20 protein-coding genes and 1 pseudogene are annotated in these 26,504 nt (G+C 49.8%); 16 read left to right on the top strand and 5 right to left on the bottom strand.

Features of this window, described 5'->3' with window-relative positions:
- Positions 1–10: 10 nt before the first annotated feature.
- Positions 11–2,515, top strand: coding sequence for an ATP-dependent helicase (locus P3T48_RS05550; RefSeq protein WP_276505941.1), 2,505 nt, complete (start codon positions 11–13; stop codon positions 2,513–2,515).
- Positions 2,516–2,798: 283 nt separating this feature from the next.
- On the opposite strand, the gene P3T48_RS05545 is transcribed toward P3T48_RS05550, so the two are convergent.
- From P3T48_RS05545 to P3T48_RS05535, 3 genes are all read right to left on the bottom strand, one after another.
- Positions 2,799–3,059, bottom strand: a complete 261-nt coding sequence (locus tag P3T48_RS05545; protein ID WP_022252260.1) for a hypothetical protein — start codon at positions 3,057–3,059, stop codon at positions 2,799–2,801.
- Between the two features lie 103 nt (positions 3,060–3,162).
- Positions 3,163–3,510, bottom strand: coding sequence for a phage holin family protein (locus tag P3T48_RS05540; RefSeq protein WP_276505996.1), 348 nt, complete (start codon positions 3,508–3,510; stop codon positions 3,163–3,165).
- A gap of 118 nt (positions 3,511–3,628) precedes the next feature.
- Positions 3,629–3,841, bottom strand: coding sequence for a YtxH domain-containing protein (locus tag P3T48_RS05535; RefSeq protein WP_158464067.1), 213 nt, complete (start codon positions 3,839–3,841; stop codon positions 3,629–3,631).
- 280 nt (positions 3,842–4,121) lie between these two features.
- Here P3T48_RS05535 and P3T48_RS05530 point away from each other — a divergent pair, with 280 nt between their 5' ends.
- From P3T48_RS05530 to P3T48_RS05495, 8 genes are all read left to right on the top strand, one after another.
- On the top strand, positions 4,122–4,610 hold the full coding sequence (locus tag P3T48_RS05530; protein WP_276505940.1) for an SPOR domain-containing protein: 489 nt from the start codon (positions 4,122–4,124) through the stop codon (positions 4,608–4,610).
- Positions 4,611–5,024 (top strand): Holliday junction resolvase RuvX, encoded by a 414-nt coding sequence (gene ruvX, locus P3T48_RS05525; RefSeq protein ID WP_022252265.1) that lies wholly within the window; start codon positions 4,611–4,613, stop codon positions 5,022–5,024. It abuts the gene before it with no gap.
- Positions 5,021–5,581, top strand: coding sequence for a peptide deformylase (gene def, locus P3T48_RS05520; RefSeq protein WP_022252266.1), 561 nt, complete (start codon positions 5,021–5,023; stop codon positions 5,579–5,581). The genes ruvX and def overlap by 4 nt, the downstream gene beginning before the upstream one ends.
- A 140-nt stretch (positions 5,582–5,721) precedes the next feature.
- Positions 5,722–7,698: a tetratricopeptide repeat protein gene (locus P3T48_RS05515; protein ID WP_276505939.1), complete on the top strand. Its 1,977-nt coding sequence runs from the start codon at positions 5,722–5,724 to the stop codon at positions 7,696–7,698.
- A 46-nt stretch (positions 7,699–7,744) separates the two neighbouring features.
- Positions 7,745–8,311, top strand: coding sequence for a DUF3575 domain-containing protein (locus tag P3T48_RS05510; protein ID WP_276505938.1), 567 nt, complete (start codon positions 7,745–7,747; stop codon positions 8,309–8,311).
- A gap of 156 nt (positions 8,312–8,467) precedes the next feature.
- Positions 8,468–10,549: a carboxypeptidase-like regulatory domain-containing protein gene (locus P3T48_RS05505; protein WP_276505937.1), complete on the top strand. Its 2,082-nt coding sequence runs from the start codon at positions 8,468–8,470 to the stop codon at positions 10,547–10,549.
- 18 nt (positions 10,550–10,567) lie between these two features.
- Positions 10,568–12,826: a hypothetical protein gene (locus P3T48_RS05500; RefSeq protein WP_276505936.1), complete on the top strand. Its 2,259-nt coding sequence runs from the start codon at positions 10,568–10,570 to the stop codon at positions 12,824–12,826.
- Between the two features lie 463 nt (positions 12,827–13,289).
- The gene (locus P3T48_RS05495) at positions 13,290–18,359 is read left to right on the top strand and encodes an AAA domain-containing protein (RefSeq protein WP_276505935.1); all 5,070 of its coding nucleotides are present in this window, start codon (positions 13,290–13,292) and stop codon (positions 18,357–18,359) included.
- 87 nt (positions 18,360–18,446) lie between these two features.
- Here P3T48_RS05495 and P3T48_RS05490 read toward each other — a convergent pair.
- Positions 18,447–18,545: pseudogene (locus tag P3T48_RS05490) on the bottom strand (type IX secretion system protein PorQ); the annotation flags it as partial.
- A 436-nt stretch (positions 18,546–18,981) separates the two neighbouring features.
- Here P3T48_RS05490 and P3T48_RS05485 point away from each other — a divergent pair.
- The 4 genes from P3T48_RS05485 to P3T48_RS05470 all read left to right on the top strand — a co-directional run bounded on the left by P3T48_RS05485 (position 18,982) and on the right by P3T48_RS05470 (position 22,903).
- On the top strand, positions 18,982–19,788 hold the full coding sequence (locus tag P3T48_RS05485) for a metallophosphoesterase family protein (RefSeq protein ID WP_276505934.1): 807 nt from the start codon (positions 18,982–18,984) through the stop codon (positions 19,786–19,788).
- The gene (locus P3T48_RS05480; protein WP_276505933.1) at positions 19,769–20,452 is read left to right on the top strand and encodes a hypothetical protein; all 684 of its coding nucleotides are present in this window, start codon (positions 19,769–19,771) and stop codon (positions 20,450–20,452) included. Before P3T48_RS05485 ends, P3T48_RS05480 begins: the two co-directional genes overlap by 20 nt.
- 265 nt (positions 20,453–20,717) lie before the next feature.
- A complete protein-coding gene (locus P3T48_RS05475) occupies positions 20,718–22,148 on the top strand; it encodes an AAA family ATPase (protein WP_276505932.1) in 1,431 nt (476 codons plus the stop codon).
- Between the two features lie 308 nt (positions 22,149–22,456).
- On the top strand, positions 22,457–22,903 hold the full coding sequence (locus tag P3T48_RS05470; protein ID WP_276505931.1) for a DUF6078 family protein: 447 nt from the start codon (positions 22,457–22,459) through the stop codon (positions 22,901–22,903).
- 84 nt (positions 22,904–22,987) lie between these two features.
- On the opposite strand, the gene P3T48_RS05465 is transcribed toward P3T48_RS05470, so the two are convergent.
- A complete protein-coding gene (locus P3T48_RS05465) occupies positions 22,988–23,233 on the bottom strand; it encodes a hypothetical protein (RefSeq protein ID WP_276505930.1) in 246 nt (81 codons plus the stop codon).
- Between the two features lie 230 nt (positions 23,234–23,463).
- Between P3T48_RS05465 and cas6 the strand changes: the two genes are divergently transcribed.
- Genes cas6 through cas8c form a run of 3 tightly spaced genes read left to right on the top strand, consistent with a single transcriptional unit; the run spans position 23,464 to position 26,502 of the window.
- Positions 23,464–24,243 carry a CRISPR-associated endoribonuclease Cas6 gene (gene cas6 / locus P3T48_RS05460; RefSeq protein WP_276505929.1) on the top strand — a complete coding sequence of 260 codons (780 nt, stop codon included), beginning with the start codon at positions 23,464–23,466 and terminating at the stop codon, positions 24,241–24,243.
- A 1-nt stretch (position 24,244) separates the two neighbouring features.
- Positions 24,245–24,982, top strand: a complete 738-nt coding sequence (gene cas5p, locus P3T48_RS05455; RefSeq protein WP_276505928.1) for a type I-PGING CRISPR-associated protein Cas5p — start codon at positions 24,245–24,247, stop codon at positions 24,980–24,982.
- Complete coding sequence (gene cas8c / locus P3T48_RS05450; RefSeq protein ID WP_276505927.1) at positions 24,979–26,502, top strand: type I-PGING CRISPR-associated protein Cas8c/Csp2; 1,524 nt, start codon at positions 24,979–24,981, stop codon at positions 26,500–26,502. The genes cas5p and cas8c overlap by 4 nt, the downstream gene beginning before the upstream one ends.
- Positions 26,503–26,504 lie beyond the last annotated feature (2 nt).

The raw sequence follows: 26,504 nt of genomic DNA, 5'->3' as shown, positions 1-26,504 counted from the left end.
CATTAAAAGAATGGATTTATTGAACGACCTGAACGAATCGCAGCGCAAGGCTGTGGAATATATTGACGGACCTTCGCTCGTGATTGCCGGTGCAGGTTCGGGAAAGACCCGTGTGCTTACCTATAAGATCGCTTACCTCTTGCAACAGGGAGTGAAACCCTGGAGCATCATGGCGCTCACCTTTACCAACAAGGCTGCACGAGAGATGAAAGAACGCATCGGCAAACTCGTGGGACAGGAATTGGCGCAGCATCTCTATATGGGAACTTTCCACAGCATTTTCTCTCGCATTCTCAGAGCCGAGGCTCAGCACATAGGTTTCACCAACAACTTTACCATCTACGACGAGAGCGACTCGCGCTCGCTCATCAAGACCATCGTCAAGGAGATGGGACTCGACGAGAAGGTCTACAAGCCTGCCTCCGTCCACAGCCGCATCTCTATGGCTAAGAACAACCTGATGAGTGCGGAGAACTACGCCCGCGACAAGGAATTGTATCAAGCCGACCAGCGTGCCAAAATGCCACGTGTGGGAGATATTTTCATTACCTATGTGCAGCGTTGCCAACAGGCCAACGCCATGGATTTCGACGATCTGCTGACTCTTACCTTCAAGCTCTTTCAGGAGCATGAGGACATCAGGAAGAAATATGCCGACAGGTTCGACTTCCTCTTGGTTGACGAGTATCAGGACACCAACCACGCCCAGATGCGCATCGTGATGCAGTTGTGCAAGGAGAAGGAGCGGGTTTGTGCCGTGGGCGACGACTCGCAGAGCATCTATAGTTTTCGTGGCGCCAATATCGACAATATTCTCAGTTTTCAGAGCCGGTTCAAGGAAGCCAGACTCTTCAAGCTGGAGCAGAACTATCGCAGCACGCAGAGCATTGTGGAGGCGGCAAACAGCCTGATCAAGCACAACAGCAATCAGATTCCGAAGAATGTTTACAGCAAGAACGACAAGGGAGAGAGCCTGATCTACAAACCAGCCTACAGCGACAAGGAAGAGGCCCTGATCGTGTGTCGCGAGATCAAGCGCATCAAGCGTCAGGACGACTGCCAGTACAGCGATTTCGCCATCCTCTACCGTACCAATGCCCAGAGCCGAAGCTTCGAGGAGGAGTTCAGAAAACAGGGCATTCCTTATCGCATCTATGGTGGACTCAGCTTCTTCCAGCGCAAGGAGATCAAGGATGTCATTGCTTACTTCCGTCTCGTGGCGAATCCCGACGACGAGGAGGCTTTCAAGCGTATCATCAACTATCCCTCACGAGGAATTGGCAATACGACCGTGGCAAAGATTGCTGCCTGTGCGCTCGACAATCATGTGAGCTTCTGGCAGGTTATTTCCTCGCCCGAGCATTATGGTTTGGGAGTCAACAAGGGAACGCTTGCCAAGTTGGAGAGTTTCCGGTTGATGATCAGCGGTTTTGTGGAGAAGTCGGCGAGCATGAATGCCTTCGACCTGGGCGACACCATCGTCAAGGAGAGTGGTATTAGTGCCGATATTTATAAATCGGGAAGCCGTGATCCTGAGGATTTGGCCCGTCAGGAGAACCTGGAAGAGCTGTTGGGAGGAATGCAGAGTTTTGTGGAGGAATGTCGCGAGGAGGGACGTGAGCAGGAGGCTTATCTTACGGATTATCTGCAGGGCGTTGCGTTGTTGACCGATCTCGACAGCAAGGGCGATGACGACGAGCCCCGTGTGTCGCTCATGACCGTTCATGCCTCCAAGGGACTTGAGTTCCCTACGGTCTTTGTGGTAGGTTTGGAGGAGAACATCTTCCCAAGTGCCATTGTCTCCACGCTCCGTGAGTTGGAGGAGGAGCGCCGTCTGCTTTATGTTGCCATTACGCGAGCCGAGAAACATTGTGTTCTCACGAGTGCGAAAAACCGTTTCCGTTATGGTAAGATGGAGTTTGGCAATCCCAGCCGTTTCATCAAGGAGATAGATTCTGCGTTTATTCAGGAGGATTCTGAAATGCCTCACGACGACAATGGTTTCGGAAGTAGTGGTTATGGAAGAGGCGGTTATGGAAATGGCGGCTATGGTGGAAGAATGCCCTGGGACAACCATTCCATCTCCTCGCAATTCAAGCCCGACAGAAAGGATTATTCTGACGGCGAGGATGATTTCAGAACAAACGGAAGGGGTGGCTATCGGACTTCTGGTCGTGATGATTTCAGAAGTTCCAGTCGTGATGATTTCAGAACATCGGGTAGGTCAGGTTCCGGTTTAGACAGTAGATTCAAGTCGGTAAGAGGACTGGAAGCTGCACGTCGTATAATGGGTTCTTCCTCTTCTTCGGGTGGTTCAGCCTTTGGTTCTTCTACCTCTTCGGCAGGTTCAGGCAGACTGGTAGAAGGAGCCAAGATAGAGCATCAGCGTTTTGGTGTAGGAACGGTTCTTAAGCTGGAGGGCTCGGGCGAGAATGCCAAGGCCACTGTCCAGTTTGTCAATTCCGGGACGAAGCAGCTTCTTCTCAAGTTTGCCAAGTTTACCATTATAGGGTAGGGGGTGCTCGGTAAAGAGCGCTCCACCTTCTGAAAGTTTGACGTTGAAGGGTTGTTAAAATTGGATCGTTTAATCAAGGAAAATAGTTAAAAGAAATTAAATAAACGGATGGATACTTGCAAATTACATATTATATTTTTATATTTGCAATGTGTTTTTCATAGTATTAGATTTAAGGTTAACAACATGGGGTCACGGCGGTGGCCCATTTTTTTTGCCATTATTTTTACTTTTAGACTTATTCCGACTTAATTTTATTTTTACTTTTCAAACTTAGTCTTGTTTACTTTTTTCTCTTGAACTTGCGGTAGAGTTTCCATGCAAGGATAGCCCCATCGAGTGCGCCAGCACCCATGGACATCAGACTGCTTATTCGTTTGCTTGTGCTTGCCGACTTCGACAAGGCATCAGGCTTTTTGAAAAGCGAGTTCCATAGAGTTTTTATTTTTTCATCATCGGCATCAATATCCTTTTGCACCAATTCCTTGCGCAACATGATTTCTGCCAACGAACTTAATTCCTGTTCTTGATTATTTTTTGTCATTTTTGTTATGATTTTACTGAACTTGGTTCAAGTAAACATTAGTAAGTTCAGAACCCAGCTCAATTAAACATTAAACACTAAGAATTAACCATTAAACTAAGCGCTATTTCAGGAGTAGGCTGGCAAGAAATCTGACCAAAGGTTTCTCGATCCATTGGTGCCTGTTGGCAACGAATAAGAGCAAGAGGAGAATGTAAAAAGCTGCCACGATGCAAAATCCCCATACCATTCCCAACCAGTTGCCCAGGGCGAAAGCCGCAGCAAACGACAGGTAGATGAGGACGATGGTAAGGAGCCCGAGCAACACCAGAGTGATGGTGAAGGCTGTGAGCAAGCGAACAACTTTGTCAACTACATCGAGCTTCAAATATTCCTTCTGAAGCCCGATGTAGTGCTTGATAGTTTCTACGAGTTGTCCTATTGTCTCAACGTTTTTATCGTTAGAGAACATCATATTATAAAACTAACTTTCGAATTAATTCAACTTTCGCATTTGCGAAACTTCAATTTATTGTTCAACCAATCCTGGTTGTGTTGAAAATGTGCTAAAAGATGAAAGGGCAGGGAAATTAAACCTCAGTAGCAGCATCCTTGATGTCATCTACCAGGTCGTCCACATCTTTCTTGCTCAACTTGATGTCGTGCTTCTTGCAGAAATCATCAATTGCGCCAGAAATCTTGTTGCGAGTATCTTCACCTTTCTCAGGAGCAAAAATCAAACCGAGAGCGCCGCCGGCAAGAGCACCGCCGAGGAATGCGCCAATGTAACCTAATGCTTTCATAATTCTAATGTATTAAATGTTAAACATGTTATTAATTACACTTTGTCAAGTGGAGGAGTTGTTGTTCTTTCATTTCTCCGCTTGCTAAAGTTGATGTTGCAAATATACAAAACTTTAGGGACAAAACAAGTATTTTTGGCTTAAATTTTCCATAAAAATGTTGTTTTATATGGATTTAACAAACTTTATGCGCCCTTTTTTCCCTATTTGCGATATATTTTGTATTTTCGCCGAACAAAAAAATGATTTCAAAAGTTAAACCATAAATAAACAAAAGCACATGAAGAAAATTTCAATAATGAGTGTTGGCTTATGCGCAGCCTTGGCGCTCGCAAGTTGTGGAACATCTAAGGAGAGCGCTTATCGCAAGGCTTTCGAGAAGGCGCAGGCTCAGGAGGCTCAGCAGGCACAGCAGGCTCCTGTCACTACCGAACCTGTCGTAACTCCTTTGGAGACAGCTCCAGCCACTCAGACAACAGTTACCGACGTAGATAATGCCGTGGTTCGCCAGGAGAGCGTTTCTATGGTTGCAGGTTCTGGTTTGCAGGACTTCAGCGTAGTAGTAGGCTCTTTCGGTGTCAAGGCCAATGCCGAGGGCTTGTACAACACCCTCAAGAGCGCAGGTTACGATGCTCAGATCGTTCAGGGTGACCGCAATATGTACCGTGTTGTTGCCACCACATTCGCCGACAAGGCCAACGCTGTGAAGAGCCGCAACGAGCTTCGTGCTGGCAAGTATCCAGATGCTTGGTTGCTTTTCAAGAAATAAATGCGAATCCTTTCCATCGATTACGGGAAAAAACGCACAGGGCTCGCGGTAACCGACCCTCTTCAGATTATCGCTGGAGGGTTGGGTACCGTCGAGACTTCTGTGCTCTATGAGTATATAGAGGCGTACATCCAGCGTGAGCAGGTGGAGCGCATCGTGATAGGAAAGCCCATGCAGCCCAATGGTCAGCCCAGCGAGAACATGGTAAGGGTGGAGAATTTCTACAACCGTTGGCGCAAGGCTCATCCTGAGATTCCCATAGAGTATTACGACGAGCGCTTTACGTCGGTCTTGGCCCATCGTGCCATGATAGATGGCGGAGTGAAGAAGAAGACAAGGCGCGAGAACAAAGGTTTGGTGGACGAGATCAGCGCCACCATTATTTTACAAGATTATTTGCAGTCAAGAAAATGATTTTACCAATTTATATTTATGGTCAGCCTGTTTTACGAAAGGTTGCCGAAGATGTCACCCCAGAATATCCCGAGCTTAAGACTCTTATTGCCAATATGTTCGAGACTCTCGATGCCAGCAATGGTGTAGGTCTTGCAGCACCTCAGATAGGTTTAGCCATCCGTGTGGTGGTAATCGACCTCGACGTGCTGAGCGAGGAATTCCCCGAGTACAAGGGTTTCCGCAAGGCATTCATCAATGCACATATCTTAGAGTATGACGACGAGAGCGAGAAGGCTTCCTCAGAGGAGGGTTGTCTTTCCATCCCAGGTATTTCTGAGAAGGTGACTCGTCCTACCCGCATCCATGTGAAGTATCTCGACGAGGAGATGCAGGAGCACGACGAGTGGGTGGAAGGTTACCTGGCACGTGTGATGCAGCACGAGTTCGACCACTTGGAGGGCACCATGTTTATCGACCGCCTGTCGCCTCTTCGCAAGAACATGATTGCAGGCAAGCTGAAGAACATCCTCAAGGGAAAGTTCCGCTGCTCTTATCGTACAAAGATCAGACATTAATGCAGCTTAAGATTCAAGTTTCGCAAGCTCACTCCACACGCCCTGAAAGTTCAATTAACTTACTTGCGAAACTTGAATAACTTACATTAATCGTACATATTTTTCATCGTACAAAACATACAAGATAGGCAGACGTTCTTATGATAAGGAGATTGTTGACTGGTTTAGTTTTTATGCTTTTTGTTGGCACGGCATCAGCACAATACCGTGTCGACCGACTCATTACGGCCGGACGAAGTGCGCTTTATTATGAAGACTATGTACTCTCCATCAAGTACTTCAACCTTGCCATTGGCGCCAAACCTTATCTCTACGAGCCTTGGTATTACAGAAGTGTGGCGAAGTTCAACCTCGACGATTTCGTGGGGGCGGAGGGCGACGCCAATGAGGCTTTGAAACTCAATCCCTACATTAATGATATTTACGACCTGCGTGCGATTACCCGCATCCGACAGGGACGTTACGACGAGGCCATTTCCGACTATGATGCAGCTATCCGTTTAGAGCCCCGCAACCGCAACTATTGGTTCAACCGAGCCCTTTGCAAGATGGAGGACGGCAAGTATGACGACGCCCTTGCTCAGCTCGATTCCATCATCACCCGATGGGACAAGTTCTCGAAGGCCTATTCGCTCAAAGCCGAGGTCTATCTGCAGAAAAAGGACACGCTCAACGCCGAGAAATGGCTCGACAAGAGTCTGGTGCTCGACCCTTACGATGGCGAGGCCTGGACTACGCGTGCCTATGTGGCATTGGCGCGCAAGGAATGGAAGACTGCCGACGAGGCGCTTACCAAGTCTTTGCACTTCAAGCCCAACAACGTGAACAGTTACATCAACCGCGCCCTGGCACGCATCAACATCAACAACCTCCGAGGAGCGATGAGCGATTACGACAACGCCCTCGACATAGACCCCAGCAACTTCCTGGCCCACTACAACCGTGGACTGATGCGCGTGCAGTTGGGTGACAACAACCGAGCCATCGAAGATTTCGACTTCGTCATCAAAATGGAGCCCAAGAACTTCATGGCCATCTTCAACCGAGCCTTGCTACACGATAAGGTGGGCGACCTGAAGGCGGCTATCCGCGACTACACGACGGTCATCAACCAGTTCCCCAACTTCTGGACGGGTCTGTCGTATCGTGCAGGCTGTTACCGTCGGTTGGGAATGACGGCCAAGGCCGAGCTCGACGAGTTCCGCATCTTCAAGGCTCAGATGAACAAGCACTTAGGCATTCAGCCCCGATGGAGCGCGAAGACCAAGAAGGCCATGCGCAAGCGTTCGGAGATAGACCCCAACAAGTACGCCTCGCTCGTGGTCGAAGATGCGCCCAAGTACGAGCATGAGTACAAGAGCGAGTATCGTGGAAAGGTGCAGAACCGTGTGGTTGAGGCAGGTTATCTGCCTATGTATCAGCTGTCTTACTTCCCCAACAACAAGAGTCTGAGCACCATTCAGGCTTACGACAAGGAGGTGGACGCCTTCAACATGACCCTCGACAAGAAAGCCAAGCACAAGCTCTACATCGTGTGCAGCAAGGACCAGCTCAACGAGGCTGAGTCGATGGAGCTCTTCTCCATGATCGATCGCCTGTCGGCCGAGCTCAGCGTGGCAAAGAGCGACGCCGAGAAAACCCACCTGCTGTTGCTCCGTGCCGTGGCCCATTCCGTGTTGCGCGATTTCGAGGCGGCCATAGCCGACTTTACCGAGTACGTGGGTTGTGGAGGCAAGAGCTCCATAGCCTACTGGCAACGTGCCGTCTGTCAGACCGAGCTCGACGAGTTCAACCTCTCCGAGGGCAAGGGCATTACCAATCTCCATTCTGCCGAGGCCGACTTCAGCGACGCCATCCGTCAGAACGGCAACAACGCCTATGTGTATTACAACCGTGGCAACCTGCATGCGGGTCGCAACGAGCTGTCCAAGGCCATCGACGACTATTCCATTGCCATCCGCATTGACTCCAACCTTGCCGAGGCTTACTACAACCGAGGCATTGCCCGTTCGAAGTCTGGCAACAAGCAAGCCGCCATCCAGGATCTTTCCAAGGCTGGCGAGCTGGGACTCTACGATGCTTACGCCGTCATCAAGCGACTCAACAAGCAGAAGTAGGGGAGTTATAGAAAACTTAAAAAAAGAATCACATTTATAAATATATATGGTTATTTATCACTTAAAGAAAGCAAAAGCATGGTGCACGCTGGCTGTCCTTTCAGCCAGCCTTCTGGCTCCCATGCAGACGAAGGCCCAGCGAGTGGCTGTCAAGACCAATGCCCTCTACTGGGCGGCCTCTACTCCCAACCTCGGAGCAGAGTTCAGGGTCAATCGCCACGTCACCTTCAATTTCGAGGCAGCTTACAACCGCATCAAGGTCTTTAACATCGACACCCGTGGCGCCATGATCACGCCAGAGGTGCGTTACTGGTTCAGCGCCCGTCCTCAGACAGGTCATTTTGTCGGAATTGCCGGCATAGGATGCCACTACAACTACGTGCGTGGGGGCAATTGCCATAAGGGCGACCTCTATGGTGGAGGCGTTACCTACGGTTACAGTTTCGTGCTGTCGCGACGATGGAGTCTTGAGACGACCCTTGGAGTGGGAATGGCTCACGTACAGGAGATGAGTTGGGACAAGGACGAGTATGAGCCCGGCGAGGCCAATGTGAAAGGGTGGCGACCTATCCCCATCAAGGCTGGTGTAACCTTCGTGTATCTGATCAAGTAAAAAGCACAATTCCCTGGAAGCCATACACATACGAAGGCTTTTCACGTGTATAGTTCTCTTTTTTATCAGCATAAGATTTCACAAAAACGTATTTGCAAAACGTATGCATGAACATACTTATATATACATACAAAAAATAAGATAAGAATGCAATTTATGACTACTCATAACTTATTATTCATGAAGCCTCTTCGCTCCATTACTTTTCTTGTCGCCATCTTCTTGCTCACCGTGTCGGACGTCTCCGCACAGGAGGTGATGCGAGTGCTGGGTACGGTAGTTGTCAAGTCGGATGGCTCACCCTGTATCGGTGTCAACGTTTCCGACGCCTCCACACGCCGTGTGCTTGCCATGACCGATGTCGACGGAACCTTTGCCGTCAACGTGCGTTCCAATGCCCGTCTGCGTTTCTCCATGGTGGGTATGAAGACCAAGGAAGTGGACGTGAAGGGCAAGTCGCGACTGCGCGTGGTGCTCGAAGAGGAGAGTGTCTCGCTCAAGGAGGTGACCATCTCGCAGAAGCGCATTACCGACAAGATTCTGCCCGAGCCAACCGACATCGAGGTCAGAGGCAACTATTTCCATGTGAAGACCCGTGTGCGTGTGCCCCGCGAGATGTTCTCGCACAACACCCGACTCGTGGTTCAGCCCGTGCTCAACAACGCCACCCGCAAGCAGGTGACCCTCATGAAACCGATGGTGTACGACGCACGCGAGTATAACGAGACGCAGGACCGACTCTACAACTTCGACCTCAACGACTCGCTTGCCGGCGACCCTCTGGCACGCTACATCACCGTGAAGAGCGAGCAGACACGTGAGAAAGGCCGCCCCAACGACATCATAGGCTACAACGACTCCATCTACGTGGAGCACGTGAAGGACGACTTCTCCTGCGACGTCTATATGGCCATCGAGAACTACAACCGCATCCTCTACCGCGACACCACCATCATTGCCCGTGGAACCGTCAACCCCCTGCGCTTCCTCGACTACAGCTTTGCCGCCCACGAACTTACCGACTCAGCCTACTTCCCCAAGAAGGAGGTGCAGCTTCGCGACAGTCAGGGCAAGGTGAACCTCCGTTTCCCCGTGGGCAAGGCCGTCTTCGACAGCAACGACCCGCAGAACGCCTCCGAGATCGACAAGCTCCGTCAGCAGATAGAGACCATTTCCCAGTCGAAGGGCGCCTCGCTCAGCTCGCTCGAGCTCCGAGGTCAGTCGTCGCCTGAGGGACGCTATTCTAGCAACATGAGTCTGGCCAAGATGCGTATGGACTACGCCCTCGGCTTCCTGAAGCGCACCCTTCCTGCCGACATGACCCAGGGAATGACCTTCACGTCCGACGCCACGGTGGCTCCCTGGTCGCGTGTGGCCGAGATACTCCGCAAGGACACCCTTGCCAGCGAGGCCGACAGGGTAGAGGCCATCCTGGCTGCTCATCCTGGCAATATCGAGGCTCAGGGCAGAGCCATCCAGCACCTGCCTTTCTATCACAAGATCATCGCCACCCGCTGTCTGCCCCAGTTGCGCCGTGTGGACTACACCCTGCACTACAACGTTTACCGCACCCTTACCATCGACGAGATTGCTCAGCTCTACGCCCAGGACTACAGCCAGCTGTCGAAGTATGAGTTCTTCAAGCTCTACCGTGCCGAGGCCGACACAGCGAAGCGCGTCGCCATGATGCGCCAGGCACTCGAGGTGTACCCCTCGTTCATGGCAGCAGCCAACGACCTCTCTGTGCAGCTCATCAACCATCGTCAGTACGACGCCTCCCTGTTGCGCCCCTTCGCCGGAGCGGGTGCCCCTCAGGAAGTCAACGTCAACCAGCTCATCACCCTGCTCAACGAGGGCCTTTATGCCTCTGCCGACTCCGTGGCCCATTTCGTCAACGACAACGAGTCGACCCACACCATACTGGCCGTCAACGCCGTTCTCAACAGCCGTTACGATGCCAAAAACTATGCCACCATCGCCAAGACCGGCAAGCGCAACGAGGTGGTGATGCTCCTTGCCATGAAGCTCGACGATGCAGCCCTGCGCATGAGCCGTCAGCTGCCCGACAACGAGGCTGTGAGCCACTATCTCCGTGCCATCTGTCTGAACCGTACCAACGACCCCACCGAGGCCTACGAGGAGCTAAAACGAGCCTTCGCCATGGACCCCTCGCTCAAGGAAATCGCCAAGAGCGACGGCGACGTGACCGACCTTCTGTCTACGGATAAACAACAATAAACACACACACAGATCATCATGAAAAGAAAAGATTTCATCCTCATAAGCGCCCTCATCATGGCGGGCGCACCCCTCACCGGTAAGGCGCAGCTCTCGAAGAGCGCTCTCGACTATATGTTGCAGCGCCCACAGGTCACCAAGTCGTACAAGGACAAGAAGTTCATGGACCATCTGTTCATGGATTTCGGTTTCGGAGGCAATCTCATGGGCCGCCACAACGTCAAGCTGGGTCCCATCGCCGAGATGGGCTTGGGCGACTGGATCTCGCCCGAACACGGAGTAAGGCTCAACTTCTATGGCGGAGCCTACAAGATCAGCGGCAAGGAGACGAAATACGCCTCTGTGGGCCTCGACTATCTGCTCAACATCACCGCCATCGCCCAGCCCGGCACTCACTACAGCCAGCATCCCTTCGAGGTGTACGGCATTGCCGGCATCGACCTGTCGTATTCGCGTGAGAACAAGCACAACGACCACGGCTTCGGCGCTCACATGGGTCTGCGCGGACAGTATGCTTTCTCGCCCATCACCTACGTCTATGCAGAGACACGTGTGGGCGTGACGCAGGACAACGTGTCGCAGGTGCAGACCTGGCGCAATCTTCGCCCTATGGCAAGTCTCACCATGGGTCTGGGCGTCCGTATGCCCGACGTGCGCAGGGGCAACATGCGTTCCTATTTCTCCACGCCCCACAGCTTTGCCGACGGACTCTTTGCCGGCGTGCAGGCAGGACCCCTGTTCATGGGCAGCGCCCACGTCAGCGACTGGCACGACAACACGGGCATGAGCGTGGCTGTGTCGCTCGGCAAGTGGATCGACCCCTGCAATGCACTTCGTCTGAACCTCAACACCACCACCTTCATGCAGAACGACGCGACTCGTATGCGTGCCATAGGTGCCCGTCTCGACTATATGCTCAACCTGCACAATGCCTTCGGCGGACTCAAGCCCGAGCGACGCTTCTGGGTCAACGCCCTGGCGGGAATCGGCTTCAACTACTCGCGCGACTGGTACACCGAGTCGCGCTACAGTCTGAACGTAGGAGCCGGTCTGCAGGCCAATGTCCGCCTCTCGCGCGACATCGACTTCGTGCTCGAGCCACGTTTCGACCTCTACAACAGCCGTTGGGCGCCCAATGCCTATACGGTCGACAAGCTCGATGTGACCAGCTCGCTCATGGCAGGATTCGTCTACACCTATCACGAGGAAATGTCGCGTAAGGCCCATCAGGCAGAGGACAACATGAAGATGCGACGCAACAGCTTCGCCCTCACGGGAGGTATGGCGGTGCGCCTCTTTCAGTACGACGAGTGGAAGCGCTACATGCCTGTGGCACGCATCAGCTACACCCACTGGTCGGCTCCGATGGCAGGCTTCCGCTACAGTTTCCAGGGCATGTTCGGACGCCCCATCAACGAGCGCTACTACGGTGCGGCAACGGGCGGTTTCGACTGGATGACCGACCTCACGGCCGTCAGCTATGGTTGCGACAACTCGCGTGTGCTCTCCCTGCGCTCCGTGCTGGGCTTCAATCTTGGTGCCGACCACTCCGAGTACACCCGTCTCAACTCCGACCTTCATGCCGGCGGACAGCTTGCCCTGCGCCTCTCGTCGCACGTCAACCTGCTGGGCGAGGCCCAGTTGGGCTATGAGTTCACCTCGCGCTACAAGGGCTATCGTTCGCATCGTCTGCAGCCCCAGGTGCAGTTGGGTGTGGAGTACAACGTGCAGCGCAGCTCCCGCAACAAGGACCTCGACGAGGCTCCATCCCGCAGAAATTACGTCTTCCTGAGTGCCGGAACGGGTGTCTATACAGGCAACATGGGCGACGGAGGAAGCATCGGTCGCCGTCTCACTCTTCCCACCGACATCGGTTACGGCCATTGGTTCAGCTCTCTGAGCGGCATCCAGGTGGCTTTGGGCAACACCCTCGTGCCTTCGCCCAACCTGGGCAGCAAGACGCTCACAGCCCTTCGTGCCGACTACATGATGAACCTGAAGAGTGCCGTTACGGGCGAGCCTTCCGACGACGAACTGGTGCAGATCACGGGTCTGCTGGGTGCCCAGGTGGCAGTAAGCACCAAGGAGCACCGCACGCCCAACTATGCTCCGGGTCTTCATGCTGCCATGCAGGCTGGCCTGCGCGTGTCGCCTCGTGTGGAACTGTATCTTGAACCTTCCGCCACGCTTTCTACCAAGAACCTGGAGGCTCCCCACTGGTGCAATCCTGCCGAGGTGGAACTGCGTCTCAGCGTGGGTTCGAAATATCATTTCTAATGACTTTTCGAGGGTTAGCAACTACTGAGGGTACGTTTCGTACCTCAGTAGTTTACCCTCACTCAAGTTTTGCCATGCATAAACTTAGTTTCGCGTGTATCAAAACTAAGTTTTCTCCTGTAGGGGACATAATTTTGGACTGTCAGTGTCAGTGTCAGCGCATTGTCAAAAATTATCTTTCAACCCATCCCTCTGCTGACACTGACACTGACAGTCCGATTTTCCGAACCCTGTCTTTGATGAAATGAGAACGGAAAAGTAAAGAAATGTTAATAATATATTTTTATATTTATATATATATAAATATAAACTTTCTCTTTCACCCTTTTCCCTCAAGGGGGGAGTTGCGGAATTTTGGACTGTCAGTGTCAGCGCTTCTGTCCATTTTCGCCTGTTGACGCAGGCAAAAATTTGGTGGTATCGAAAATATTTTGTAATTTTGTGAGCAAAATAAAAACGACACATGGGGGTGAGAATATACAAGATTTCTGAGTATGAGCATGCGGCCGAGATCAGGCAGTTTGATGCACTTTGCCGAATCCTGGGCGAGTTGGAGGCGCAGACGGGTGGGGAGTACGTGCTCGTGGGCAACTACAACATCGAGGGCGTGGAGCTCGATGCGCTGCTCTTCACACCGCAGGCGGCATTGGTGATAGAGTTCAAGAACTGGGGCGGCAGCATCGTGGCAGGCGAGAACGGCCCCTGGACCAGCGACGGCAGGACGATAGCAGGTGGAGCCTACGGCAAAAGTCCCTTCGCACAGGCACGGCTCAACCGAAGCCGAACAGCCGCAGGACTGCGCAAATATCTCGGCTGTGAGCGCCTCGAAGTGGGAGTGGTGGTCGTGTTCAGCCGGGATGCGGAGATCGACGCCTCGGGCCTCTCGGAGAGTGTAGGGAAGTGGCTCTCCGTGTGCGACAACCGCCACCTGGGAGCTGTCCTAAGCAGCAGAAGTCAGGGCTCAACCCTCAGCAGCAGAAGTCAAGGTGCACAGATCTTTACGGCCGAGCAGATGCGCGACATTCCCCGACGACTCAGGATAGAGGCCTACGATGTGCAGACGGCAGGCGAGGGGCTGGCAGGGCTGCACGTGGAGAGTGTGGCGACCGACCTCTTCGAACAGGTCGACCAGATACCCGCCGACATTGACATCCGTCTGCGCTACCGTCTGCTCAGCGAGGTTTTCCATCAGGCCGTGGAGGGAAAGTTGCAACAGTCGAAGACCAAGTTTGCCGGCTTCTTCGCCAAGGTGGACTATCTGCTCACCGAGAACCGCGACAAGATGCGCGACGCCTCTCTCTCGGCTTCGGTCAACGCCTTCCGCATCCGTTTGCGCCGTCTTCAGAATGCGCCCAGACGGGCTCAGGATGAAACCGAAGCCGTACTGACCGATGAAGAGCTGCGCCAGTCTGTCGCCCACGACACAGCCGCCCTGTGCAAGTTTATCGCTCTCGTTTACGACATTCCCGTGCCCGCCAGTCTCGACCATCGTTTCCCCTATGTCGTGGCTTCCTATTACCGTCCGCTTTATCGCAAGGGCAGCGAGATGCGGGTCATCATCGACACCTGGGACGACACCCTCATCACAGCCACCGACAGCGAGACGGGCGAGTCGTGCCGCATCTACTATCGCAAGGCCGACAACCCGTATGCGCTGGGCGACCGAGCCTATCTGGCCGACATCCTGCTCAAGGGCGAACAGCTCAACCTCATCCTGCCCCGCGAGGAGGCTGGCATCATCTATCCCGCCATCATCATCTACAACCCCGACTATCTGATAGACGTCACCTCGCTGGCAGGATGCTTCTCCGAGCAGGAGACCGCCACCCCCTACGCCTACATGCTCAGGAAGCTGGCGCCCGCCTTCAGCAACGAGGCCATCATGCTGGGTAACTTTGCCGGACAGTTGCTCGACGAGGAGGTTTACCACGTAGACCGCCCCTACGAGAAGAGCATGGCCGACTTCTGCGCCCGCAATGCCGTGAGCCTCGCCGTGACGCCCCTCTCAGACCATTTCCGTGCCGATGCCGAACTGCAGCGCCAGCACATTCGCCGTGCCGTGCAGGGAGCCTTGGCCGAGGCCTCGTCGGTAGCCTTCAGGCGCGACGGCAAGAACACCATCCTGGAGCCTTCCTTCTTCTCGCCCACACTCGGACTGCAGGCCCGTATGGACTTCATTCAGAAAGACCTCACGCTCATGGTGGAGCAGAAATCGGGCAAGGCGTCCTATAAGTCGAGCCCCGAGACACCCCGCATTCGCCCCGACCACTATGTGCAGGCGCTGCTCTATCGTGCCATCTTCAGATATAACTACGGCGTGGCCTACAAGGACTTCCATTCCTACATGCTCTACTCGAAGTACGCCAACAGCCTGCTCGACATCGCCTCGGCGCCCGACCTGCTCTTCAAGGCGCTCAGGTTGCGCAACCAGGTGGCCTGGCTCGAACTGCTCCTCACGCGTGGCGGATTCCGTATTCTCGAGTCGCTCACCCCCGAGCTCGTATGTCCGGGCGAGAGCGGAACGTTGTGGGAACGCTACAAGCGGCCACAGCTGCAGGCGCTGCTCGACCGGGTGCGCACGGCCACACCCTTGGAGAAAGACTATTACTACCGCTTCCTCACCTTTGTGGAGAACGAGCAGATGCTCTCCAAGGTGGGCAACCGAACCAAGGAGGAGTCGGGATTCGCCTCGGTATGGAACTCCACACTCGACGAGCGACGCAACGCCGGCAACATCTATTGCGACCTGCGCATGATGCCCCTCCGACAGGTCAAGGGAATGCCCATCGAGCGGGTGGAGTTCGCCTTTGCCGACGGACAGGACAAGGACGTGTCCAACTTCCGCAAGGGCGATATCGTCTTCTTCTATGCCTACAATCCCACCCTTGAGGGCGAGCCCAACGCCACGCGCCACTATGTGTTCCGTGGGTCGATCGTCGACATTCATGAGACGAGGGTAGAGGTGTCGCTCTGCAATCCGCAGACCCAGCGCGAGGTGTTCGATGGCGAGGTGTGGGCGATAGAGCATGACTTTATGGAATCGTCGTACCGTGCTCTTTATCAGGGCCTTCAACTCTTCCTCGAAGCCCGTCAGGAACGCAAGGACTTGCTCCTGTTGCAGCGCAAGCCGAGGGTCGACACCACGCTCACACTCCAGGGCGACTACGCCAGCCAGGGCAACACGGAGTTCAACGACCTGGTGCTGCGCGTGAAGCAGGCCCGGGACCTCTTCCTCATCATCGGACCTCCCGGCACGGGTAAGACCTCCTTCGGCATGGTCAACGTGCTGAAGGAACAGCTCATGGAGGAAGGCACGTCGGTACTGCTGCTCTCGTTCACCAACAGGGCTGTGGACGAGATGTGCAGCAAACTGGTAGGCGAGGGCATCGATTTCGTGCGCTTGGGCAGCGAACTGGGCTGTCATGAGGCTTACCGCTCCCACCTGCTCGGCAAGCGGTCAGAGGCGTGTCGCGACGGCCATGAGATCAGGCAGATGATAGAGCGTTGCCGTGTGTTCTGCGGCACCACCACAGCCTTCAACAGTCAGATAGCCCTCCTGTCGATCAAGCATTTCGACCTGGCTATTGTCGACGAGGCCTCCCAGATACTCGAGCCCCAGATCGTAGGTCTGCTCTCGGCGAAGAATGCACGCACGGGCGAGCACGCCATCGCCAAGTTTGTGCTCATAGGCGACGAGAAACAGTTGCCAGCCGTCGTGCAGCAACAGGAGTCGGAATCCATGGTGCAGGAACCCAACCTGCGGGCCATCCACCTCACCGACTGCCGGCTCTCGCTCTTCGAGCGCCTCATCAAGGCTTATCGCTCCGAGGGTGTCAACAACGAGTACAGCTACATGCTCACCCGCCAGGGACGTATGCACCGCGAGATAGCCATCTTCCCCAACTATGCCTTCTATCAGAACAAGCTCATCCCCGTGCCCCTGCCTTATCAGGAGGAGCCCACGCCGCTCATCTCTGAGAGCCACGACGGGCTGGAGGCATTGCTCACCACCCGCCGCATCGCCTTCGTCACCTATCCCGAGCCACGACAGACAGGACTCGACCCATGGCAGCAGGAGACCTCCGACAAGGTGAATCTCATCGAGGCCAGGATGATCGCCGCCACGGTGCATCGCATCTACCTCATGGATCCAGAGGGCTTCGACAAAGACCGCACGGTGGGCATCATCGTGCCCTATCGCAATCAGATCTCCACCATACGCAACGAGATAGACTGCTACCACATCGAACCGCTCCACGACATCATGATCGACACCGTGGAGCGCTATCAGGGAAGCCAGTGCGAGAACATCATCTACGGCTTCACCATCAGGAAATACTATCAGTTGGCATTCCTCACCGGCAACCAGTATGTGGACCGTGCGTCGGGCGAAATCATCGACCGCAAGCTCAACGTGGCGATGACCCGTGCCATGAAACATCTCATCATGATCGGCAACGCCAGACTCCTGCGCGAGAATGTCATCTTCTTCAAGCTCATGGAGTTTGCCCGTAACAGGCAGAGCTATTTCGACATCTCGCCCAGCGACTATGTGAGCGGAAACTTTGTCGTTGGGGAAGCAGGGTCGCTCGATTCGCTCGGCTCGCTCGATTCTTGTGATGGACAGAGAAATGCGGGTTTCCCGGTCGGGGAATTATCTTCTGATGAAACCTTTGACCGTACGTTTCGTACGGTCGTCGAAGAGCCCGTCAAGGGCGATGCGATGACCCGTTGGCCCCAGTATGTTCTGGGCAACGAGTTTGCCACCAACCAGGCGCTTATCGACTATGGCAGGAGCCATTTCGTGCAATCCAAAATCATTCAGACCGACCTCAAGGACACCTCGGACAGAAACCGGATGCGCACCTTCACGCCCGCCGATCAGGTGCTCGTTTACTGTCACAACATGATGCCTGCCCACTATGCCTGCGCCAAGCTGATGTACGGCTCGGTTCGGGAGTGGGTGGAGGAGAGGCTCTCCTCCACCTCCCTGCGCACCATCTCGGTGCATCTGGGTTGCGGACCTGCCACCAATGCCCTGGCTTTCATGCAGGTTTTCGGCGACAAGATAGGATGTTTGGAGTACGAGGCAGTCGACATCTCGGAGAGCATGCATCAGATGGGCGAGCGGATGCTTCATGCCGCTTACGCCGACCGGGTGGTTTATCACAAACTGAGCCATTTTGAGGAGTTGAATGACGATGATTGGAATGCTTTGTCCAGTGTTCCTACGGTCATCTTCTTCCATTTCTCGTACATCTTTGCGAAAATCGGTCCCCAGTCAGCCGAGAAGTTGGCTACACGCATCGCTTCCGTCATGGCTGCCCATCCTCTCAACAGATATGTTTTCTTCATCCAGCAAGCCGATGCCGACCGTAGTCTCAAGAGTTATCGTGTGTTCCGCAAGGCGCTCTCCGCCCGTGTTCATTTCTTGAAGGTGGGCTGCGCCTCGGCAGTATGGAATGCGGATGCTTCTCAGATGCAGGCGGATGCCCTTGCTTTTCCGTTCTCTTTTGAGATTTGGGAGGGATAGCTTTCTGAGGAGCCCAGCGAACATACTGTTTGCTCAAGTTTCGCAATACGGGCTGAAGGCCCAAAAACTCTTAGCCCAGAGCAATGGATAGCCAGCCACAGCAATGTCTTTGGCAGAGAACTCGCCCATCTGTACATTGTTCTCGTCCACCTGTTTCATCTTTCCATAGTCAACATATTGTGCCGATTACAAGCAGCACGCCCTGAAAGGGCAGAAGCTCTTAGCCCAGGGCAACGCCCTGGGTATAATGGCAATCGGCAATGCGCCCTGTAAGGGCAAAAGCTTTAAAACTCCTAACAATTTATAAGGCTTTTGCCCTTACAGGGCGACAAGTTTGCGAACATGATAACCCAGGGCGCTGCCCTGGGCTAAGAGCTTCTGCCCCTTCAGGGCGTGTGGGGCAAAAACTTGCGAACCTTCAGCTGTTTGTGCGTCCCCCCAAGAGTTCCGTTTTTTCTCTCTCAGGGCTTATCATTTTTTAAGGGGGCTGAATCTGGTGAACGACTGTTCTAAATGTCACGAAATAAGGAATATATGTACTCTTTGATTTTTTTTCGAATGCAAAACTATTTCGTAATTCAGATTTTTTGATTATCTTTGCAGCCGTATGAAAAAAAGAAAGATGAGATTTTTCTGGGCGATGGTTGGCTTGTTGGGGCTGTCGCTCGTCAGTTGTGACAAGGTGTTCGACGTGCATCCTTATGATGTGAATATCAAGGGAGAGAAGAATGTCAACGCCAAGCAGATAGTGAAGATAGAGGAGGCGACGAAGGACAAAACCACCTTTCGTTTCGCCTTTATCAGCGACTCACATCAGTGGCTCAATGACCTGAGTGACGAGGTGAGCGACATCAACCGCAGGCCAGATATCGACTTTGTGATTCATGGTGGCGACATGACCGACTTTGGTGGCACAAAGGAATTTCTCTGGACTCGCGACCGGCTCAAGAAACTCAACAAACCCTTTGTGGCACTCTTGGGCAATCATGACTGTCTCGGTACAGGGACAAAGGCTTACCAGGTGACTTTTGGCAATCCCGACTTTGCTTTTATTGCAGGCAGAGTGAAGTTTGTGTGCCTCAATACCAATGCCATCGAGTACGATTATTCGCAACCAGTTCCCAATTTCGACTTTATCAAGGCCGAGTGGACCAATCGGGCAGATGAGTTCGACCGCTCAGTCGTTTGTATGCATGCTCCTCCTTTCTCCGAGCAGTTCAACAATAACGTGGCAGAACCCTTCAATGATTACATCCACAAGCTGCCCCAGCTGATGTTCTGTCTCGACGGTCATGGCCATCACATTCGCATACAGGACCTCTATGATGACGGTACTATCTTCTATATGACAGCGAGTGCCAAGGAGCGAAAGTATTATATATTTACCATTACTCCCGACGATTACAGCTATGAGATTATTGATTTTTAGGATATTTCTTCTTTCGTTTCTGATGCCTGCATGTGTTCAGGCGCAACAGAACGCCGTGGCAGATACAACGTTGGCTGCTCGCGACACGGTGGTGAAACATAGTCGCTATGACAACCGCATTCACCGTTATCGCCGCTATTGGGGAGCACTCATCCCTACGCAAACCGTCCTGCAGACTTGTGGCAACATGGGACTGTTCTCCTTCGGAGTGGGCTGGGATTATGGCAAGCATCAACAGTGGGAGACGCAGTTGCTCTTCGGCTACATACCGAAATATGACTCCAACAGTGCCAAGATGACGATAACCCTGAAGCAAAATTATATACCCTGGTCGGTGACGATGGGTCATGGCTGGGCCTTCGAGCCTTTGGAGTGTGGCTTGTATTTCAACACCGTCTTAGGCTCAGATTTCTGGACGAAGCAGCCGTCAAAGTATGGCAGTGGCTATTATCCTTTCTCCACACGCATCCGCCCCAACATCTTTGTGGGAGAGCGTTTCACGGTGGATGTGCCCGAGAACCGCCGCAAGTTTGTGAAGAGTGTCACCTTCTTCTACGAGCTGAGCACCAACGATATTTATTTCATGCGTTTCTATCGCAATGGTTCTGCCGGTTTCTGGGATGTCTTCGGCTTGTCGTTAGGCATCAAGACACAGCTGTTCTGATGGGATGTGTGAAAGTTGATACCTTATCCCGAACTGGGGTATCCGACAAAACCCTTCACCCCTCAATTTTTGTTTGGAAAGGTATTCTTTTAATGCTTTTGCTCTTTCAGGAAAATATGCATTATTGGCTGAAAGGAATGTAGAATTTAGCCAATAATGTTTAAAAATATGTATTATTGGCTTAAAACTGTGTAAGATATAGCCAATAATTGCTTTTTCTTGCTATCTTTGTAAGCGATAAGAAATTAAAGCAGGAGAAAAGGAAATGAAGAACAATATAATAGGCAGAAAGAGTGAACAAGATACACTGGCTCGCATATATGAGTCAAGGCAGTCTGAATTTGTGGCTATATGCGGACGCCGCAGAGTGGGGAAAACGTTTCTCGTGCGTGAATATTTTGAGCAGGAAATGGTTTTTCAGGCATCCGGACTGGCAGGAGGAAACACTCAGGAACAGTTGAAAAACTTCTTTTATACACTTCGTCGTTATGACAGGAAAGTGTCATCTGTGCCCCATGATTGGCTCGATGCCTTTGAGATGCTGATTTCTTATCTCGATTCACTGTCCCAAGTAGAACGCAAGGTGGTTTTTCTCGACGAACTGCCTTGGATGGATACTGTGGGCTCTGACTTTATCTCTGCCTTGGAGCACTTCTGGAATGGATGGGCTTCGGCACGTCACGACATCGTTCTGATAGTCTGTGGCTCTGCCACTTCCTGGATGATGGACAAACTCATCAATAATCATGGTGGACTTTATGGTCGTCTTACCCATCGTCTATTCCTGCAACCTTTTTCTCTTGGAGAATCGGAAGCGTTTCTGAAGACCAAGGGGATGATGCTGTCAAGATACGAGATGGCAGAGCTTTACATGATATTGGGAGGCATCCCATACTATCTTAATCTTTTGGACGAGCGGTTAAGTTTAGCGCAGAATATAGACCGTATGCTGTTCAATCCCAACGGTCAGTTGTATAATGAGTTTTCGATACTCTATCGCTCCCTGTTCAAGGATTCTGAGGCATATGTCAAGGTGGTAGAGTGTCTGAACGAGCGTGGATATGGAATGACTCGCACAGAAATAGCTAATGCAGCCCAGATGAAATCAGGCAAGACATTGACCACGATTCTTGACAATCTGGAATCGTGCGGATTTATCAGAAAATATGTCAACTTCGGATGTTCTACCCGAAAATCTCTTTATCAGTTGGTGGATTTCTTCACCTTGTTTTATTTTCGTTTCTTGCGAGAAAGTTCGTTCCGGAATCTTCTGTATTGGAGCAAGTTGCAGCGCACACCACGTTTCTATGCCTGGGCAGGAATTTCATTCGAGATATTGGCGATGAATCATATCTCTCAGGTCAAGCAGCGGTTGGGTATAGCTGGTGTATCCACCAATTTATATTCATGGCGGAGCAAGAGTAGTGGGGAGGCTGATGAGCGGGCCGCTCAGATAGATATGGTGATAGAGCGTGGCGACAACACCATCAATCTATGCGAAATGAAATTCTCGGAAGGAGAGTTTGCCATCAATAAGGATTATGATAAGATTTTGAGAAACAAAATTGCCCGTTTTATGGAAGAAACGAAAACTCGGAAGTCCATACAGCTGACGTTTATCAGCAGTTATGGTCTTCAGCGCAACATGTATTCGGGCATTGCCCAGAACGAAGTGGTGCTTGATGATTTGTTTTAAGCACCATCTTATTGCCACAATTGCCACATTGAGTGTAATAGCTTGAATGACAGTGGCCTGTGCGTGGCAATACACTTGGTGTTGTTGCCACAAAATGCCATACTGTTACCACGTTTCCCCCCCCTGTGGCTTTTAATGGAGAAAAACACCAAAAACAAGAAGAAAAAACAAAAAAATGAGATAAAGGTGGCATGTAATCCTATTTTTTTGCTAACTTTGCAGAAGCAAGAAAAAGTCTTGCCGATTCCATAATGAAGTAAAAAGACCCATTTGAAACCGAAACCTTTTAACTTATAATCAACAACAATATGACACAAGCTGATTTAGTAAGACTACTTTTCGCAAAAGGCGATGAGGGATTCTCCTGGAAATATTGTTTCAATGAACAATGTCCTCTTGCCAATGAATGTGCACGTCATTTATCTGTCGTCTACAAGAATGCTGACAAGACGGATGGTTATGCCGTTTTTCCTGACGCATACAAAAATGGCAAGTGCGAACACTTCATGCAAATACATCTTGTCAAGATGGCATACGGTCTGGAAAAAATGCTCGACGAACTGAGAAAGAAGGATGTGAAAGTGTTCAAAAGCAGTATGATTTCCTATTTCGGAAGCCGAACTTCGTATTATCGCTACAAACTGGGGCAGACTCGTATCAATCCTGAACAGCAACAATACATCTTGCAGTGGTGTAAAGATCAAGGATACGAGAACATGATGTTCGACCGTTATACAGAGGAGCTCGATTACTAATTTCTGAAGAAAACCAGGATGCAAATCATCGTGCAAATGCCACAGCAATCATGCGAATCTTGAAACCTTATCGGGTCAATAGACTTAACGTTGAGCATTTTTAGCCATAACGATGAGCTTTTCAGCCCATAACGATGAGCATTTTTGCCCATAACGATGAGCAAAGTTGCTCATACCTGTGAGGAAACTTGCCCAGTGCTTCGGGTAAAAGTGCCCAAAGGTTTGGATAAAGTTTGGGCAAAACGGGTTTCCTATTTCGATGCCAACGAAACAGCCTTCATCAGCCTTATTAAGGCGATTTATAGAAAGAGAAGTTATAAATCGTAACATTTTTCCGTTTTAGTCCTTAAAATTGAGGCTCTTTCTGTGTCCTCCCAGGGCAGCGCCATGGGAGGGCACTTGCAGTCAGCAAGGCGTCCTGTAAGAGGAAAAAACTGTATATTTTCTTACTCATTAAATCTTTCTCTTGTCTGAATTTAATAAATCATAAAAAAAATCTATGGAAAAGTTTCTCTCTATAATTTTTTCATTATCTTTGCAGAACTAAACAATTTAAAATCATGAAGTTCAAAATAACATTGCAAGTAAACAGACAATATGGTGACTTGCTGCCCTTTAATTATCAGTATGAGCAGTCTGCAGTCATTTATCGCATATTGGCGCAAGCTGATACGCAATATTCGTCATGGCTTCATGAAAATGGCTATGATGTAAATGGCTGCAAGAGGTTTAAACTGTTTTGTTATTCGCCTTTTATCTTTGAAAAAGTAAGGCCTTTGCCTGAAGCTGGTTGTTTGAAAATCATCGGAGAAAGAGCAGTTTGGTACATTAGCTTTATACCAGAAAAGAGCACTCTAGAGTTTATTCAAGGAATATTTGCTCATCAAAGTTTCACTATTGGCAATAAGGAACATCGGCTCGCATTTGATGTTGTTGGAGTAGAGGCTATACCTATGCCGCAATTATCTGAAGAAATGACTTTCCAAGCCGTATCTCCTATTTGTGTCAAACTGCATGTAGACAACAAGACTCAATATCTGTCTCCTGACAATCCCATGTTTGCTGAGGGTATATTAAAGGGATTGATGGCGAGATATGAGAGCATTCATGGTCAGTCATTTGATATAGAAAATAAGGAGTTTTTATTCGAATTGACAGATAAAAAGGTCAAGTCGAAGTTGATAACGATAAAAGCCAATACTCCATACGAATCAAGAGTGCGTGGATATCTCTGTTCCTTTCGCATGAAAGCACCTTTAGAGTTGATGAAGATTGCTTGTGAAGGAGGAGTAGGAGAACAATGTTCACAGGGTTTTGGATTTATAAAAATGAAGGATTAAAATGGAAAAAAATATAGACTTATCAATTTTGAAAAAGTTGCCAGAGCTGCAAACACAAGCAGTTTTGGAAATTAGACCTTTAGCACCTTTATCTATGGTGAGCGAATTGCCTGGCTCTTTTTATAAGACCATGAAATATCCTAGTAAGAAGATGCTTTGTGGATTATTTGAGAATATGTTAGGATGGCATTTTGATAACAAATTGCGACTTAAGATATTCAAAGATATGGTTAAGGCCCGCAAGAAGCAAAAGATTGATTTGAAAAAGGAACAATTTATGCAAGGATCTACCTACTTGCCCTTATTGATTGACTACTTTGATATTTCAGGAAATATTTCCTTGAAGAAATTCAAAAGTATGTTTAATTTTAGTGACTTGTGGAACAAGGGGTATAGACGTTCTGATTCAAATAAACACATGAATGGTTGCAGAAATATAGATGTATCATTAGTAGCAGAAAGATATAATCTATTTACTAATTGGAAAGATTTACCAAGTAAAGAATCAGAGTCAAAGAAAGACGAATGGTTTAAAAACAATATCGGTAAAATCCCATGTTTTTACACATCGCCAACACCTCGTGAGTATATCTGCTTGGATGCTGTGATGGAAATACCTTTAATGGTAGATGTGAATTTTGCAGAATTGCTTTTGGCAGAAGCGAAGATATCCAATATATGTTATTTGGGTAATAGTGAAGGATGGGTCAACATTAAAATCAAATATGTAGAGAAATGACAACACATGTTTATCTAAAGTATGCTTTAGCTCTCTTGATGGAAGAATATGGTTTGCAGACAGAGCAAGAAATCACATTCAAAGAGATTAAAGAGGAATTAGAGAAAGGACTTAATACTTTTAGTGTTAAGCCGATAGATGATTATTGTGGACAAACTAAAGTACAATATGGGTTTACTAAGGAAAAGAATGATGCGAAAAAATACATCTTTTTAGCTCCAAACACAATAGCATCAGAGATGAAAGCCTCTAATTTGTATAATGCCGTTTGTAAAACTTGTTCTGAAGAAAATATTGATTTGCTTAAACCATATAAAATATCACAATCTGAAGTGCCTACATCAGGAGAATTCAACGCCTTTTCCGATAATGGGAACATAGGTCGTGGAAAGCCTTCTGCAACAGTATTCGATCAATGCTTAGCTTTAATAACATCAACAACGGCTTTGAAACCTTGTTTACAATATAAATCTGGGATAGGGAAATTGTCGATAGACAACACTTGCCTTATTCCAGACTTAGACATCTCGGATTTACGTGATTTTATCAGACTCTTTAAACGGATTCGTATTCAAAAGTTAGACAGTTCGTTGATGGTAGGTAGAGTAAATTGTGTAAAAGGAAAGGCCCTTAAATATATACCCAAAAGACCGAATATATTCAATGGTAATTTTCCTAATGCTCCTCATAGTTGTGCTTTAGGGAGTGTTGCACTTCTTGGATCTATTGGAGAGATGACAAAAGAGATAGATGTTTCAGAAGTTGCTAAGAAGGTTCTTGAAAGTCTTAAGGATTGTAATTTCTACGCCATAAAATATGGTGATGCCAGTGTGTTCTCATTTAATCATTCCATAATAAGATTGGCAGAAAGAGGCAAATTGAGAAGAATTGTTGATAGCCTATATTATGTAGTGTTATACAAGGAAGGCAGGAGAACAACAAATAATGCATTTGAATATCAAAAGTTCGATTTGTTTGCAAGTCGTTTCCTACAGATGTTCAATCGCCCTACGTTTAAGGATTTTCTCGCCTTCAGGGCAGAATATCCATATGATATAGAATTATTGTTAAATACATATTTTTGTGATATGGAAAAAATAGATAAAGAAATTGTAATCTCAGCCAAAGAACTTGGTAAATGGCTTAATTATGTAGCTTATCGCTCTGCCAAAAAAGAGGTAGGAACTTCGTCAAAATTGGACGATTTAATAAAAGCCAAGGCTAAGGTATTAGTAGAACTGGAAAGTTCTGTATTCTCAACCAAATCGGGTGATGCTCTTATTGCTTACACAATAACAAGAGCTGGTCGACTTTCTGGATTTGATGCACCTGCAGAAGCCTCTTTGTTTATGGAAAAGGCTGCAAGTGGAGAACTTCCATTGGAACAGGCAAAGAATTTAATCATTGCGTTTTCAAGATTGAAGTCGAAAAAAGAGGAAGCAGACAAAGCATATTCAAACGACAATCAATCTATTGAGAATGAAAATGAAGAAATGACAGAAGATTATAGTAACATATAAAA

Source organism: Segatella intestinalis, assembly GCF_029348455.1.
Lineage (GTDB): Bacteria > Bacteroidota > Bacteroidia > Bacteroidales > Bacteroidaceae > Prevotella.
The sequence above is the reverse complement of the archived record's forward strand: the minus strand, read 5'-3'. Positions and strand labels throughout refer to the sequence as shown.